11 protein-coding genes are annotated in these 14,893 nt (G+C 48.4%); 3 read left to right on the top strand and 8 right to left on the bottom strand.

Annotation, left to right across the window (positions count from 1 at the left end):
• Positions 1–152: 152 nt before the first annotated feature.
• Entirely contained in the window at positions 153–770 is a 618-nt protein-coding gene (locus ACEPPX_RS04435) for a peroxiredoxin (RefSeq protein ID WP_416623092.1), read from the bottom strand.
• 136 nt (positions 771–906) lie between these two features.
• Positions 907–1,365: an FxsA family protein gene (locus tag ACEPPX_RS04430; RefSeq protein ID WP_416623091.1), complete on the bottom strand. Its 459-nt coding sequence runs from the start codon at positions 1,363–1,365 to the stop codon at positions 907–909.
• A gap of 319 nt (positions 1,366–1,684) precedes the next feature.
• On the opposite strand from ACEPPX_RS04430, the gene ACEPPX_RS04425 reads away from it, so the two are divergent.
• Both ACEPPX_RS04425 and ACEPPX_RS04420 read left to right on the top strand, forming a co-directional pair.
• Positions 1,685–2,344, top strand: coding sequence for a peptidoglycan DD-metalloendopeptidase family protein (locus ACEPPX_RS04425; protein ID WP_416623090.1), 660 nt, complete (start codon positions 1,685–1,687; stop codon positions 2,342–2,344).
• Between the two features lie 216 nt (positions 2,345–2,560).
• Entirely contained in the window at positions 2,561–3,892 is a 1,332-nt protein-coding gene (locus tag ACEPPX_RS04420; RefSeq protein WP_416623089.1) for a ferric reductase-like transmembrane domain-containing protein, read from the top strand.
• A 131-nt stretch (positions 3,893–4,023) separates the two neighbouring features.
• Here ACEPPX_RS04420 and acnD read toward each other — a convergent pair whose 3' ends face one another.
• The 4 genes from acnD to ACEPPX_RS04400 all read right to left on the bottom strand — a co-directional run bounded on the left by acnD (position 4,024) and on the right by ACEPPX_RS04400 (position 10,964).
• Positions 4,024–6,627 (bottom strand): Fe/S-dependent 2-methylisocitrate dehydratase AcnD, encoded by a 2,604-nt coding sequence (gene acnD / locus ACEPPX_RS04415; RefSeq protein ID WP_416623088.1) that lies wholly within the window; start codon positions 6,625–6,627, stop codon positions 4,024–4,026.
• A 756-nt stretch (positions 6,628–7,383) separates the two neighbouring features.
• Positions 7,384–8,541 carry a bifunctional 2-methylcitrate synthase/citrate synthase gene (gene prpC, locus ACEPPX_RS04410; RefSeq protein WP_047759955.1) on the bottom strand — a complete coding sequence of 386 codons (1,158 nt, stop codon included), beginning with the start codon at positions 8,539–8,541 and terminating at the stop codon, positions 7,384–7,386.
• Between the two features lie 137 nt (positions 8,542–8,678).
• Positions 8,679–9,560 (bottom strand): methylisocitrate lyase, encoded by an 882-nt coding sequence (gene prpB, locus ACEPPX_RS04405; protein WP_047759954.1) that lies wholly within the window; start codon positions 9,558–9,560, stop codon positions 8,679–8,681.
• Between the two features lie 387 nt (positions 9,561–9,947).
• On the bottom strand, positions 9,948–10,964 hold the full coding sequence (locus ACEPPX_RS04400; protein ID WP_416623087.1) for a quinone-dependent dihydroorotate dehydrogenase: 1,017 nt from the start codon (positions 10,962–10,964) through the stop codon (positions 9,948–9,950).
• Between the two features lie 163 nt (positions 10,965–11,127).
• Here ACEPPX_RS04400 and glpQ point away from each other — a divergent pair, with 163 nt between their 5' ends.
• Positions 11,128–12,174: a glycerophosphodiester phosphodiesterase gene (gene glpQ / locus ACEPPX_RS04395; protein ID WP_416623086.1), complete on the top strand. Its 1,047-nt coding sequence runs from the start codon at positions 11,128–11,130 to the stop codon at positions 12,172–12,174.
• A 70-nt stretch (positions 12,175–12,244) separates the two neighbouring features.
• Here the strand turns inward: glpQ and ACEPPX_RS04390 are convergent, their stop codons facing one another.
• On the bottom strand, positions 12,245–14,395 hold the full coding sequence (locus ACEPPX_RS04390) for a polysaccharide biosynthesis tyrosine autokinase (protein ID WP_416623085.1): 2,151 nt from the start codon (positions 14,393–14,395) through the stop codon (positions 12,245–12,247).
• 42 nt (positions 14,396–14,437) lie between these two features.
• Complete coding sequence (locus ACEPPX_RS04385) at positions 14,438–14,887, bottom strand: low molecular weight protein-tyrosine-phosphatase (protein ID WP_416623084.1); 450 nt, start codon at positions 14,885–14,887, stop codon at positions 14,438–14,440.
• Between the last annotated feature and the right edge of the window lie 6 nt (positions 14,888–14,893).

Below are 14,893 nucleotides of genomic sequence, written 5' to 3'. Positions count from 1 at the left end.
AGCTTTATTGAAACCGTTGCTTGTATATTGCAGTTTATCAGGCCGTCTGAAAAGTTTTCAGACGGCATCTTTCATATCGCAACGTATGATAAGGGCGTATTTATTGGAGATATGGAAAAGCCCGCCTTTGCGGCGGGCAGTTATACCGTCTATTACAGTTTTTCGGCTGAAGTAGACAGATAAGAGGCAACGCCCTCAGGGCTGGCCTGCATGCCTTTGTCACCTTTGTTCCAACCGGCAGGGCAAACTTCACCGTTTTCTTCGAAGAATTGAAGAGCGTCAACCATACGCAGCATTTCGTCTACATTACGGCCTAACGGCAGGTTGTTCACTGTTTGGTGTTGCACAATGCCGTCTTTGTCGATTAGGAAAGAACCGCGGAATGCCACGCCGTCGGCACTTTCTACATCATAGGCTTTCATCAGTTCATGTTTTACATCGGCAACCATCGTGAATTTCACAGGGCCGATGCCGCCTTCATTGATGGGGGTGTTGCGCCATGCATTGTGGGTAAACTGGCTGTCGATAGAAACCGAAATTACTTCCACATTGCGCTGACGGAAGGCTTCTACGCGGTGGTCGTGGGCGATGATTTCGGAAGGGCACACGAAAGTAAAATCCAGCGGATAGAAAAATACCACTGCATATTTTCCGCGTGTAGCTTCGGCAAAATTGAAATTATCTACGATGCTGCCATCGCCGAGCACAGCAGAGAAAGTTTTTTCGTTGTCGTGGAAAAAAGGGGCGGGTTTGCCAACTAATACGGCCATATGGTACTCCTTGAGTGGTGGGTAATTTGTATTCGGTTTGAATTCGGAATGAATCCGATACTATTTTAGTATCGGATAAGGGCTTTGCCAAATCTATTTTAAGGTGATGATTTTATTTGAAATCATTGTTTTTATGCTAAATGTGCGGGTGGTTTGTGCGGTTGTCGCCGTCTACCGTGTATTCGCCTTCGATAATGTCTTCGTCGTCCGGGCGGCGGGGGCGTTGGAAGGGATTCTGTGTATTTGTGAATACCGTACCGTTCATTTGTGCAATCGGTTGTCCCTTAATAGGTAACAATAAAATCAGGGCAATTAGCAGAGAAACGAAACCGGGGCTCATCAACAACACGGCGGCAACAGTATAACGGATAGGCCACAGCAGTTGGTAGAGCGAAACATCGCCGCCGCTGCGTATGGCAGAACCGGCCATTAGTATGCCGGACACGCCGGTATTTCTCAGCATAAAGATACCTGCAAAAAAACTGGCAATCATCAGCAGCAGGGTTAATCCGCCGCCCAGCCAGTCTGCCACCCAAACGATAGACATGATTTCTAAAAAAATCAGCACCAAAAAGCCGATACCGAAAAAGCGCATGAATGTGTTTCCTTAATCAGAAATGATGGTTAACGGCTTTAACATAAGGCCGCTTTTGCCAAGTTGCAAGTTTTATTGTTGTGAAAACGGGTAAAACAACGGTTTGCCAACTTTTTGAGGTAACTAAATACAGCCCGGCTGTTTCAGACGGCTTAATTATCATCATTATAAGATGATACATATTCATATGAAGCGGATAGATGAGGTATGCAGACAGAGTGCTTGAAGAGTAAGGTTTAAAGTAAAAAAAAGTTAAAGCTGCTGTTGCTCGTGCTTTTTGTGTGTCGTAAGCAGGTGTCTGTTTGATATTCTACGTTTTATGAAAAATTCTTTGTTATCTGTTTTGAAGAGCGGTTTATCAACCGCTCTTATCATCGTTACTGCGGCTTGCGCCAGTGGTACTTCTTCAGGCCCTGTTCCCGAAGGGTATTATCGGGTTCAATCGGGCGATACGCTTTACCGTATCGGTCAGAGGTTTGGGCAAAGTGTTAATACGCTTAGTGCTTGGAACAATTTACGCAACCCTTCGCAAATCGAAGTGGGGCAGGTTTTACGTGTGCGTGCCAAAGTAGGGGCAGGAGCCGCCCGTACGCTAGAGCCGGTGAACCGCTTGCGTTTGCAATGGCCGGTTGACGGAGGAAGCAGCAATATTCTCAGCCATTACAATGGTTCGACCAATAAGGGCATCGATATCGGCGGCAGTCTTGGTACACCGGTGAAAGCGGCGGCAGACGGTAAGGTCCTGTATGCCGGAGAAGGTGTGCGCGGATATGGTAAGTTGATTCTGATTACGCATAACAGCAATACGCTGACGGCGTATGCCCACAACGATAGTTTGAATGTGCAAAAAGACCAAACGGTACGCGCCGGACAAATAATTGCGCGTATGGGCAGTAGTGACAGTGATCGGGTGAAACTGCATTTCGAAGTAAGAATTAAGGGCAAGGCGGTTGATCCTATGCCTTATTTAAACCGTTAAAGTTGCAAAGCAGCTATGCTGAGTTGGTTGAAATTTAGAGATGGCCGGGAAGATAACGCCTATCAGGCGGATTTTTCCGGCTCTTAATTATGAGTATTTATATACCCTGCGGAAAAATACGGTTGGAACCGGATTATTTTGTCGGCTATTGAGGTATCGATTACTCTTGCTTAAGCCGGGTTTCGATTGGATTCGGTTGCATGATGGAGATAATAAATGCGTTCTGTGAAGTTTAATTTAGTAATTTTTTACGGTATTTTGACAGCCTTATGGCTATTGACCGGAGACTTGTTTTCGGTAAAACCTGAATTTAGGGCTTGGCGTGAGCTGTTGATGCAGCTTACCGGGATATGGGCGATGGGTGCTATGGCAGGATGTATGTATTTGGCAGTCCGCCCTGTCTGGCCGGAGAAGTATTTCAATGGTTTGGATAAGATGTACCGTTTTCATAAATGGTTGGGTATTACTGCATTAGTCGGCAGTGTGCTGCATTGGATGGTGAAGGAAAGTCCGGGTTGGTTGGTGGGTTTGGGGTTGTTGCAGATGGGGCCGCGTCCCCGGCGCCCCGAAGGAGTGGAAAACCAGATTCTCACCTTGAAAGATTGGCTGGGTTCGCAACGGCATTTGGCTGAAACAGTGGGAGAGTGGGCTTTTTATGCTGCAGTAGTTTTATTGGTGGTGGCTTTAATCAAGAGGATTCCTTACCGTTGGTTTGTCAAATTTCATCAATTGTTGGCGGTTTTGTTTTTGGGATTGGCTTTCCATTTTTTGGTTTTGTTTAAATATGAGAATTGGTCGAAACCGATCGGTTGGCTGATGATTTGCGTAGTAGCCGCAGGGGTGGCGGGTGCCTTATGGGTATTACTCGGGAAAACGGGAAAGTCGCGTCAGTATCGTGGTGAAATTGTTTCTATGGATTATGATGCTTCCTGCCAAACTCATACTGTAGGTATTGAGCTGAGGCAGGCTTGGCCCGGACATGAGGCGGGACAGTTTGTATTTGTCAAGGCCAGTGATAAAGAGCCGCCGCATCCTTTTACCTTAAGCAGTGCATGGCGTGACGACAACCGTTTGCAGGTGATGGTGAAAGCTTTAGGCGATTATACCAATCATATAGGCAGGAACTGGCAGCGCGGTACAGCTATGCGTATAGAAGGACCTTACGGCAAATTTGATTTTCAAGACGGTAAGCGACAGCTGTGGGTCAGTGCCGGTATCGGCAGAACACCGTTTTTGGCCCGTTTGGAGCAGATTGAGCCGTACGGGCAAGATGTGGTTTGGTATCACTGTGTTTCGGACAGCAGCGAGCAGTATATCGGCGAAATGGCCAAGGCTGCCGAAATAAAAGGTATTCGTTTGCAGATTGTCGACAGCAAATTAAGAGGCCGATTCAATGGTGAAATATTGCGCGCAGAGGTGGCTGATTGGCGGCAGCGAAGTGTGTGGTTTTGCGGCCCTACGGAATTTGGCAAAACATTGTTTGCTGATTTGCGCCGAAATGGTTTGGAAAAGGGTGATTTTCACCAAGAATTGTTTGAAATGCGTTAACTGCTGCCGTTTCGGGAGCAATAGCGTGTAATGGAGGAGGCCGTCTGAAATTTTTTCAGACGGCCTCTAATGTTGTATGAATCCAAATGGCAATATCTGGGGTATTTTTTGCCATTTACCGTACTGATTAATTATGTGTTGGTAGCCAGAAAGTCCTGTGCAAAACGTTGTAATACGCCGCCGGCTTCGTAAATCGATACCTCTTCGGCAGTATCCAACCGGCTGGTTACGGGTACTTCAAGCGTTTCTCCGTTTTGGCGGTGGACAACCAAAGTCAGCTCGCCACGAGGGGTGCGTTCACCGATAACATCGTAGGTTTCAGTGCCGTCCAGCTCCAGTGTATGGCGGTTGGTGCCTGCTTTGAACTGTAACGGCAGTACGCCCATGCCGATCAGGTTGGTACGGTGGATACGCTCGAAACCTTCGGCCACGATTGCTTCTACACCTGCCAAGCGAACGCCTTTGGCCGCCCAGTCGCGGCTGGAACCTTGGCCGTAATCGGCGCCGGCGATTATAATCAGTGGCTGTTTGCGGTTCATATAGGTTTCGATGGCTTCCCACATTCGCATCACTTCGCCTTCCGGTTCTACGCGGGCGAGCGAGCCTTGCCGTACCGTGCCGTCTGCATTTTTCACCATTTCGTTAAACAGTTTCGGATTGGCAAAAGTTGCGCGCTGGGCGGTGAGGTGGTCGCCGCGGTGGGTGGCGTAGCTGTTGAAATCCTCTTCGGGCAAGCCCATTTTCGCCAGATATTCGCCTGCGGCACTGTCGGGCAGGATGGCATTGGATGGGGAGAGGTGGTCGGTGGTGATGTTGTCGGGCAGAATCGCCAGCGGGCGCATGCCTTTGAGGGTACGTTCACCTGCTAATGCACCCTCCCAATACGGCGGGCGGCGGATATAGGTTGACATCGGGCGCCAGTCGTACAGCGGGCTGGCGGCTTTTTCGGCGGTTCCGGTATCGAACATAGGAATATAAATATCGCGGAACTGCTGCGGTTTGACATATTCGGCCACGATAGCATCGATTTCTTCATCAGAGGGCCAAATATCTTTCAGGCGGATTTCGCGCCCGTTTACCGTACCCAATACATCGTTTTCGATATCGAAACGGATGCTGCCCGCAATCGCATAGGCCACTACCAAAGGTGGCGAGGCGAGGAAGGCTTGTTTGGCATAGGGGTGGATGCGGCCGTCGAAGTTGCGGTTGCCTGATAAAACGGCGGTGGCATACAAGTCACGGTCGATAATTTCTTGCTGGATTTCCGGATCGAGCGCGCCGGACATACCGTTGCAGGTGGTGCAGGCGAAAGCGACGATGCCGAAGCCGAGTTTTTCCAATTCGGGTAGAAGGCCGGCTTCTTTCAGGTAAATTTCCGCTACTTTAGAACCCGGAGCGAATGAAGATTTGACCCACGGTTTGCGGGTTAGACCCAATTCATTGGCTTTTTTGGCCAACAGCGCGGCGGCCACGACGTTACGCGGATTGCTGGTATTGGTACAAGAGGTAATGGCGGCGATGATGACTGCGCCGTCTGGCATGCTGCCATCTGCCGGTTGCTCATAAGGTGCGGCAATGCCTTTGGCTGCCAAATCGGCGGTAGCGACACGGGCATGCGGATTGGATGGGCCGGCCATATTGCGGGTAACGGCAGATAAATCAAATTTCAATACGCGCGGATAAACGGCGGTTTTTAAAGCATCTGCCCATAAGCCGGTGGTTTTGGCATAGGTTTCCACCAGTTTGACTTGGCTTTCTTCGCGGCCTGTGAGTTTCAGATAATCCAGTGTTTGTTGGTCGATGGCGAACATACCGGCGGTGGCGCCGTATTCGGGTGTCATGTTGGCGATGGTGGCTCGGTCACCAATTGATAAGCTGGCTGCTCCCTCGCCGAAAAATTCAACAAACGCGCCTACAACGCGTTCTTTGCGCAGAAATTCGGTCAGTGCCAATACGATATCGGTGGCGGTGATGCCGGGCTGGCGGCGGCCTGTGAGTTCGACGCCGACGATATCGGGTAGGCGCATCATTGAGGCGCGTCCGAGCATGACGGTTTCTGCTTCCAAACCGCCCACGCCTACGGAAATCACCCCCAAAGCATCTACATGCGGGGTATGGCTGTCTGTGCCGACACAGGTATCGGGAAAGGCAATGCCGTTTTTCACTTGAACCACGGGCGACATTTTTTCCAAGTTGATTTGATGCATGATACCGTTGCCTGCGGGAATCACGTCTACATTTTCAAAAGCGGTTTTTGTCCAATTGATGAAGTGGAAACGGTCTTCGTTGCGCCTCTCTTCAATGGCGCGGTTTTTGGAGAATGCTTCGGGATCGTCTCCGCCGCATTCTACAGCCAGTGAGTGGTCGACAATCAGTTGGGTTTGCACTACGGGATTAACTTTTGCAGGGTCGCCGCCTTTTTCGGCAATCGCATCACGCAAGCCTGCCAAATCCACCAAAGCTGTTTGCCCTAAGATATCGTGGCACACCACGCGCGCGGGGAACCACGGAAAGTCGATTTCCTGTTTGCGATCGAGCAGTTGCAGCAGCCATGAATCCAACGTTTCTTGATCAACGTTTTCCGCACGGTTGACTAAGTTTTCAGCCAAAATGCGGCTGGTGTAAGGCAGGGTATCGTATGCGCCCGGGCGGATTGCTTCGCAGGCTGCGCGGGCGTCGTAATATTGCAAATCAGTGTCGGGCAGAGGTTTCAGATAGCGGGTATGGGTTGTCATAGCGGTTCCTTTGCAGTTGTTTTTATCATTTGTTTTCAGACGGCCTCGATTGTTTTAGCCGTCTGAAAAATTTTGTTTATTAAAAATAGGGATGACTTTTTGTTTACAAATACAATTTATTATTTGTTATGTTCATCCGTTTCGGCTGTTATACGGCATGCTTATAAAAGGCAGTTGATGCCGATAAATCAATAATCTACCGGGAGCAGTAATATGCTTTTTCTCGCTTCAGAGCCGGTTCGGATGGTTTGGCAAACGTTGCTGTCTGCGTACAGCCGTTATGACGGCTATGCGATAAGAATCGTATGGCCATTATCGTCAGCTGGGCTCCTTTGGGAATTGAGGCTCCGGCGCGGACGGTGTTGGAGAAAAAATATGCCGGTAAAAAATAATGGTTTTAGGATTGGTAACGGTAATTTCAAAGCAGAGGTGTTTTAGTGGGATCGGGGAATCGCGGATTAAAGTGCCAAAAACGCGGTGGGTCTCACCAGTAGATGCAAACAGGGATAAGTTAGGGTGAAATGCCCCGAGGGTTCCGCAATATCAAAAATACCGTTGCTAATCGTAAAACCTTTATTTCTTAAAATTTTGTATCGTCTTTTGTATTACCAGCTGCAGCGGGATTAAGAAGAGCCGCATGAACAGGCCGGATACGAAAAGGGTTTAAGGAATGTTAAATAGTTTTCCATTTAAATCATTATTTTATTGGAGCTGTTCAGACGGCCTTTTGTGTTGCGAAAGGCCGTCTGAAACTGCTTAGCGTTTGTCTAAGGGAACAAACTTCAAATCATCCGGGCCGGTATAGTTAGCACTCGGGCGGATGATTTTGCCGTCTTCGCGCTGCTCGATAATGTGGGCACTCCAGCCTGTGGTACGCGAAATCACAAACAGCGGGGTAAACATGGCGGTAGGTACGCCCATTTTTTGGTATGAAACGGCACTGAACCAATCGAGGTTGGGGAACATTTTTTTCTCGTTCCACATCAGGGTTTCCAAACGCTCGGCTACGTCAAACAGCAACATGTCGCCGCTTTCTTTGCTCAAATCGCGCGCTACTTCTTTAATAACGACGTTGCGCGGATCAGAGATGGTGTAAACGGGATGGCCAAAGCCAATGACGATTTCTTTGCGGCCGATGCGCTCGCGGATATCCGCTTCGGCTTCGTCGGCACTGCGGTAACGTTTTTGGATGTCGTAGGCCACCTCGTTGGCTCCGCCGTGTTTCGGGCCTTTCAAGGCGCCGATCGCACCTGAAATGGCAGAGTACATATCGGAACCTGTACCCGCAATCACGCGTGAGGTGAAGGTAGAGGCGTTAAACTCGTGTTCCGCATAGAGAATCAGCGAAATATGCATGGCTTTCACATGTTCTTTGCTCGGGCGTTTGCCGTGCAAGAGGTGTAGGAAGTGGCCGCCGATGCTGTCTTCTTTACTGTCGAGGCTGATAACTTTGCCGTTATGCGCGTATTGATACCAATACAGCAGCATGCTGCCTAATGAGGCGATGAGTTTGTCAGCGATGTCTTTCGCTTCGCTGGCGGGATGGCCTTCGCGTTCGGGCGTGGTGCAGCCTAAAGCGGATACGCCGGTACGCATCACGTCCATCGGGTGGGCATTGGCCGGAATGTTTTCCAAAACGCTCAATACATTGCTGGGCAGGTTGCGCAGCGATTGGAGTTTTTTCTTGTAGGCGGCCAGCTCGTGTTTGTTAGGCAGATGGCCGTGAATCAGCAGGTGGGCGACTTCTTCGAATTCGCAATGCTTGGCCAAATCAAGAATGTCGTAGCCGCGGTAGCTCAAATCGTTACCTGTACGGCCTACGGTACACAAAGCAGTGTTACCGGCGGCAACGCCTGACAGGGCGACCGATTTTTTCGGCTTCGGGGTTACGGGGGTTTCGGTAGTGGTAGTCATACGGTTCTCCTTTGCAGACTTTTTATAATTGATATCTCAGACGGCCTTATGGCTCTTGAACGGCTGTTATAAAGGCCGTCTGAAAGGGGTTACCCGCCCGTGCGGCAAGAGAAGCCGCCACACGGAAAGGGTGTGGATCAGGCGTTTTCGCTGAATAGTTTGTCCAGCTTTTGCTCGTAATCGTGATAGCCGAGAAAATCGTACAGCTCCATACGGGTTTGCATGGTGTCGACAACGTTTTGCTGGTGTCCGTCTCGGCGGATAGCCTGATAAACGTCGAGTGCGGCTTTACTGGCGGCACGGAAGGCCGAAAGGGGATAGAGCACCAGCGATACGCCGTTTTCACCTAATTCTTGCTGGCTGTACAGCGGTGTGGCACCGAATTCGGTAATGTTGGCCAATACCGGTACTTGAACGGCATCGGCAAATTGGCGGTACATACCCAGCTCGGTCATCGCTTCGGGGAAAATCATATCAGCGCCGGCTTCTACACATGCTTGGGCGCGTTCGATTGCGGATTGCAAGCCTTCGACTGCCAGTGCATCGGTACGCGCCATAATGACAAAGTTGCTGTCGGTGCGGGCATCAACGGCGGCTTTGATACGGTCAACCATTTCAGATTGGGAAACAATGGCCTTGTTGGGACGGTGGCCGCAGCGTTTTTGTGCTACTTGGTCTTCGATGTGTACGGCTGCAACGCCGGCTTTTTCGAAAGCCTTGATTGTACGGGCGATATTGAATGCGCCGCCCCAACCTGTGTCAATGTCGACCAGAAGCGGCGTATCGACATTATCGGTAATACGGCGTGCATCGGTTAGTACGTCTTCCATGCTGGTAATACCCAAATCGGGAATACCGCACGAGCAAGCCGCTACACCTCCCCCTGAAAGATACAGGGCTTTGAAGCCGCTTTGGGTGGCAAGGCGTGCGAAATAGGCGTTGATGCAGCCGACAACGGCTAAGGGATGTTCTTCTTGGACGGCTTGGCGGAAACGCGCACCGGCAGATAGGGTAGTCATTGGTGTTTCTCCTAGAGTGTTTTTCTTATTGGGTTGAATTTAGTTTTTTTTGAAAAAAGTGTAAAACTTTAAATTTTGATGGCAGCCATTAGTAAAAATGATGAATCGGCGGCAAAGCGTGATGGAATAAGGATGTTGGATTTTTAATTTTGATTTTGGCTGAAAGGTAAAGATAATATATGTTTGATTTAAATGATTTTGAAGAAAGTAAGTTGTTATAAAAGGCATTTTATTTTATTTTTATGTAAATAATGCTGTCTGAAACTTTCGGACGGCATTGGTCGGTATGGCTTATCTGGCGAGTAGCTGATAGCAAGATTAATTAAAAAAAGCATACTGCCAGGGGGAAGTATGCTTTTGGGATGTATCCGATCGGGTTGGTGGATTTTATGGTTGTCCGGTGCAAAATTTCAAACATTCCCGTACTAATGCAGGGCCTCTGTAGATTAAGCCGCTGTAAATTTGTACGGCAGAAGCACCGAGGTTCAATTTTTCACGGGCGTCATGCCCGCTCATGATGCCTCCCACACCGATAACCGGCGTACGGCAGCCCAATTCGGATACCAAGTCTTTTAAAACTTTATTGCTGGCACGGTATACGGGGGAGCCGCTTAAGCCGCCTTGTTCATTTGCAAGCGGATGGTTGCCTAAAGATGATTTATCAATAGTGGTATTGGTTGCGATCACACCGTCTATCTCGGTTTGTCGGATAACGTGGGCGATATCGGTAATTTGGGCTTCTTCCAAATCTGGAGCGATCTTAACGGCCAGGGGAACATACCGGCCATGTGCCGCAGATAAATGAGCCTGTTTGTCTTTAAGGGCGGTCAGAAGCGCGCTGAGTTCGTCACCGCCTTGCAGGGCGCGAAGGTTTTTGGTGTTGGGGGAAGAAATATTAACGGTGATATAGCTGGCATGGGCATAGGCTTTTTCTAAGCAGATCAGGTAGTCTTGCGCAGCCTGCTCAATCGGCGTGGTGGCATTTTTACCGATATTAATGCCCAAAATACCATTGTAACGGCTGGTTTCGATATTTTTGATCATGATATCGATGCCGTAATTATTAAATCCCATACGGTTGATGATGCCGCCGTGTTCGGGAACGCGGAACAGGCGGGGCTTGGGGTTGCCTTCTTGCGGGCGCGGCGTAACAGTGCCGACTTCGATAAAACCGAAGCCTAGGGCGGCCAGTGCATCAATATATTCGCCGTTTTTATCCAATCCTGCTGCCAATCCGACCGGGTTGGGCAAATCCAAGCCCATTAGGCGGGTAGGATTGGTGTGACATAAACCTGCGTCCGGCATCAGCCACGGATGGCTATGCTTAATCAATTCAAGTGTAAAGTGATGGGCTTTTTCGGCGTCTAAACGAAAGAGTAGCGGGCGGATAATGGATGAATACATGATGATAGGCCGTCTGAAAACAATGGATGTTACCGATTTTACCTGAAGAGAGGGAGATAAGGGGAATAAAAGGCAGGTATATGCTGTTATCTTTTTGTCATCATGCTGCTATACAATCGCTTTGTTCACCGTATGGTATTTATTCAGGAAAGGATGCATCGGTATGAAAAAATGGATGTTGGCGGTATGTTTCGCCGCTTTGGGCGTACAAGCTATGGCGGCAGAGAAATTAATTATCGCCCATCGCGGCGCAAGCGGATATTTGCCGGAGCATACGCTGGAGAGTAAAGCGTTGGCATTCGGACAAAAGGCGGATTATCTCGAACAAGATTTGGTGATGACCAAAGACAACCATTTGGTTGTGATTCATGACCATTTTTTAGACGGGCTGACCGATGTGGCCGAAAAATTTCCCGGTCGGGCTCGTGCCGACGGTAAGTTTTATGTGCCGGATTTTACTTTGGCCGAAATACGCAGTTTGCGGATGACGGAAAATTTTAAAACGGAAAACGGCAAACAGATTGCTGTTTATCCCAAACGGTTTCCTTTGTGGCAGGGTAATTTCAGAATCCACACTTTCGAAGAAGAATTGCAGTTTATACGCGGTTTGGAAAAGGCCAGTGGTAAAAAAATCGGCATCTATCCTGAAATCAAGGCACCGTGGCTGCATCATCAGGAGGGTAAGGATATCGCCCGTGCGACTTTGGAATTATTGAAGAAATACGGTTATACCGGAAAGAATGATCCGGTTTACCTGCAAACTTTTGATTTTAATGAACTCAAACGCATTAAAACCGATTTGATGCCGAAAATGGGTATGGATATCAAGTTGGTTCAATTGGTTGCTTATACCGATTGGAACGAAACACAGGAGCGTAAAGGTAGCAGTTGGGTAAATTACAGCTATGATTGGATGTTCCGTCCGGGAGCAATGAAGGAGATTGCCCGTTATGCCGATGGTGTAGGACCGGCTTGGTATATGCTTTTAGACGGTAAAAAATCGGTTAAAGGGAAAGTAGTGGCAACTCCGATGGTAGACGATATCAAATCCAACGGTTTGGAGCTTCATCCTTATACCGTTCGCCAAGAAACATTGCCGGAATATGTGGGTGATATTGATGAGATGTATGCGGTTTTATTTGATAAGGCTAAAGCCGATGGTATTTTTACCGATTTTCCGGATACGTTGGCAAATTATTTAAAACGTTAAAATATTGTTTATTTCAAAATAATAAGGCCGTCTGAAAATAATTTTCAGACGGCCTTTGGCTGTATATCAATTATTTTTTCGCATATTTGGCGTAAGCATAATAGCTGTGACCGTTTTGCGCGCTACGGGATAGTCCATTGAAAATCACGCCTTTTACGGAAATGCTGTTTTGGGCAAAGCGTTGCATACTGATTTCCAATTCTCGCGGCGTAGTGCGGTTATGATGGGCAACCAGCATGGTATTGCCGGCAAATTGCCCGATAACGGCAGCATCGGTTACGGCCAAAATCGGCGGTGTATCCACGATTACGTAGTCATAACGCTGTTTGGCCCATTCCAAAATCGCATATAGGCGGTTGCTCATTAACAGCTCGGACGGATGATCAGGCATTTTACCGTGGCTGATAAATTCAAGGTTTTCAATCTTAGTAGTTTGTACTGCCTGCATCGGGTTGGTGTCGCCTGCTAATATCTCAGCCAAACCGGTTTCTTCGTTTAGACCAAATATACGGTGCAGATAGCCTTTGCGCATATCGGCGTCAATCAGTAGTGTTTTTTTGCCGGATTGCGCCATAACGGTTGCCAAGTTAGCAGATATGAAGGATTTCCCGACCTCGGGGGTTGCACCCGAGATCATCAATACTTTGTTTTTGGTATTCATCATGGCAAAGTGAATGCCGGTACGCAAAGAACGGATGGCTTCTACGGCAATATCTGAGGAGTCTTCTGCTGCCAAGAGGAATGAAGAAGGTGTTTTTTTACGGCTCAGACGCTTGCTTTGCGCATCACGTTTTTTCTGGGTTTCAGATAGTGGAATGACAGCGGCCACTTCCAAACCGAGCATCTCGATTTCTTCAGGAGAGGTAACGGTACGGCGGAAGCTGGATCTTAATAAAAACCAAGCCGAAGCGGCTAAACCGGCGGTGAGGGCGCTCATTAAGATAATCATGCCTTTGCGCGGCTTAATGGGTTGTTCGGCAGTAACGGCTTGGTCAACTACACGGACATTACCTTGGGCACTGGCGCGCAGGATGTTCAGCTCTTGTTGTTTGTTCAAAAGCTGCATATAGGTGGCTTGGTTTGTATCAACATCACGCGTTAACCGGATGACTTCTTGTTGGGTATTGGGCAAAACCGCAATTTGGCGGTTGATTTTGTTTTTGGCTTGTTCCAATACAGATAGTTTGTCGAGTACGGATTTCAGAGCCGGGTGTTCTTTGGTATAGAGCTCTGCCAGACCGGCCTCTTCGGTTTTTAATGTGGTGATTTGTGCCTCGATACTGGCCAAGCTTTCTAATGCGCTTTTGGCTTCGATCGGGATATCTAAAGAGCCGCTTTTCATGCGGTATTCGTTCAGGCGGTTTTCAGCGTCTTGCAGGGCTTCGCGCAAACGGGGCAGCTCTTCACTGATAAAAGCCAAGCCGTTGGCTGCTACTTGCACATCACGGTCTTTATTTTGGCTCACATAGTTGTTAATAATGCTGTTTAGAATATTTTCGATTTGTTTGGGGTCGCTGCCGACATAGCCTAGGTTCAGAATAGGGCTGGTTTTGCCTTTACTGATGACCGAGAAGTTTTGATTTATTTGGTTGATGGTATTGAGGCGTGAAAACTTGGTCAGGGTAAATTGCTGGCCGGCATTAGCCAAAATCTGGTTGATTTGCAGCACCAAGCGGTTGTCGACTTTTAAAGGTTGGCCTACGCGGCCCTCGGATACCGAGCCATCGGGAAGTTTGATACTGTAATGTTGGTTATCGGCAGCCGTAAGGATGATAGGCTTGTTGTGCCATTCTTCGGATACGGTGAAGGCTTGTATTTTTAATTCAGGATCGGTATCGCTGCTGAGATTGTGTGCCAACTGCCCGAATACAGGGAAGTATTTTGGAGTAACACTTTGATCCAGTTGTAAATCTTCAACGGTTTTGCCGATAACCAAGCGCGATTGGATAAGCTCGATTTCGGCTTCGGAAGGAGAGGGTTCGCTACTAAATAAGCTGTTAATTTCATTCAAAATTTGGTTTTGCTTAGTTTGCAGCTCAAGCATGGCGTCCGCACGGTAGACGGGTGATGCGGAAAAACTATAGAGCCCGCCGGCCAGTGCACCTAATAATATTGCCAAGCCGATGGCTTTTTTGTGTTCCAACAGGTGATGCAGCTGTTTGCTTACATCAATTTCATTGTCTTTTTCTGAGGGTGGATAGTTTGAATAGGGTTGGTTCATAATGAGCCTTTAAATAGGATTTATATGTCGTTGGGGCATTACTTACCGAGTGCCTGAATCCGCCTTGAGTTTTTGTGCCCAGCTGATTGACGCCTCTTCGATATGCTGATAAACCGATTCAAACATTTCGTCACTTTGGCGAAACGGATCGGGAATACTTTTGCGCGGCAGCCATTGTGCAAACAGCATGGTTTTGCTGCGGGCCGAGGGCAGGATATCTGCAACGGCTTCGATATGTGACGGTTCCATTACCAATATCAGATCGGCTTTTTCACATAGTGCGGCGGTTAATTGCTGTGCCGTATGGCCGGCAACGATAACACCGCGCTTCAGTGCCGTTTTAATCGCTTGAAAGTCTGCATCTGCACCGACAACCGCACGGATACCTGCAGATTCGATGTGGTGGGTAGGCAGCATTTTTTGTAATACGCGCTCGGCAGTGGGAGAGCGGCATATGTTACCTACGCAAACGATCAAGATGTTTTGATACATAAAAGG

The sequence above is a fragment of the Neisseria sp. S1 genome, from assembly GCF_048060015.1.
Classification (GTDB): domain Bacteria; phylum Pseudomonadota; class Gammaproteobacteria; order Burkholderiales; family Neisseriaceae; genus Neisseria; species Neisseria arctica.
The sequence above is the reverse complement of the archived record's forward strand: the minus strand, read 5'-3'. Positions and strand labels throughout refer to the sequence as shown.

Coding starts and splice junctions, on each gene's coding strand:
- ACEPPX_RS04435 (WP_416623092.1), bottom strand. CDS start 770: ATGGCCGTATTAGTTGGCAAACCCGCCCCTTTTTTCCACGACAACGAA.
- ACEPPX_RS04430 (WP_416623091.1), bottom strand. CDS start 1,365: ATGCGCTTTTTCGGTATCGGCTTTTTGGTGCTGATTTTTTTAGAAATC.
- ACEPPX_RS04425 (WP_416623090.1), top strand. CDS start 1,685: ATGAAAAATTCTTTGTTATCTGTTTTGAAGAGCGGTTTATCAACCGCT.
- ACEPPX_RS04420 (WP_416623089.1), top strand. CDS start 2,561: ATGCGTTCTGTGAAGTTTAATTTAGTAATTTTTTACGGTATTTTGACA.
- acnD (WP_416623088.1), bottom strand. CDS start 6,627: ATGACAACCCATACCCGCTATCTGAAACCTCTGCCCGACACTGATTTG.
- prpC (WP_047759955.1), bottom strand. CDS start 8,541: ATGACTACCACTACCGAAACCCCCGTAACCCCGAAGCCGAAAAAATCG.
- prpB (WP_047759954.1), bottom strand. CDS start 9,560: ATGACTACCCTATCTGCCGGTGCGCGTTTCCGCCAAGCCGTCCAAGAA.
- ACEPPX_RS04400 (WP_416623087.1), bottom strand. CDS start 10,964: ATGTATTCATCCATTATCCGCCCGCTACTCTTTCGTTTAGACGCCGAA.
- glpQ (WP_416623086.1), top strand. CDS start 11,128: ATGAAAAAATGGATGTTGGCGGTATGTTTCGCCGCTTTGGGCGTACAA.
- ACEPPX_RS04390 (WP_416623085.1), bottom strand. CDS start 14,395: ATGAACCAACCCTATTCAAACTATCCACCCTCAGAAAAAGACAATGAA.
- ACEPPX_RS04385 (WP_416623084.1), bottom strand. CDS start 14,887: ATGTATCAAAACATCTTGATCGTTTGCGTAGGTAACATATGCCGCTCT.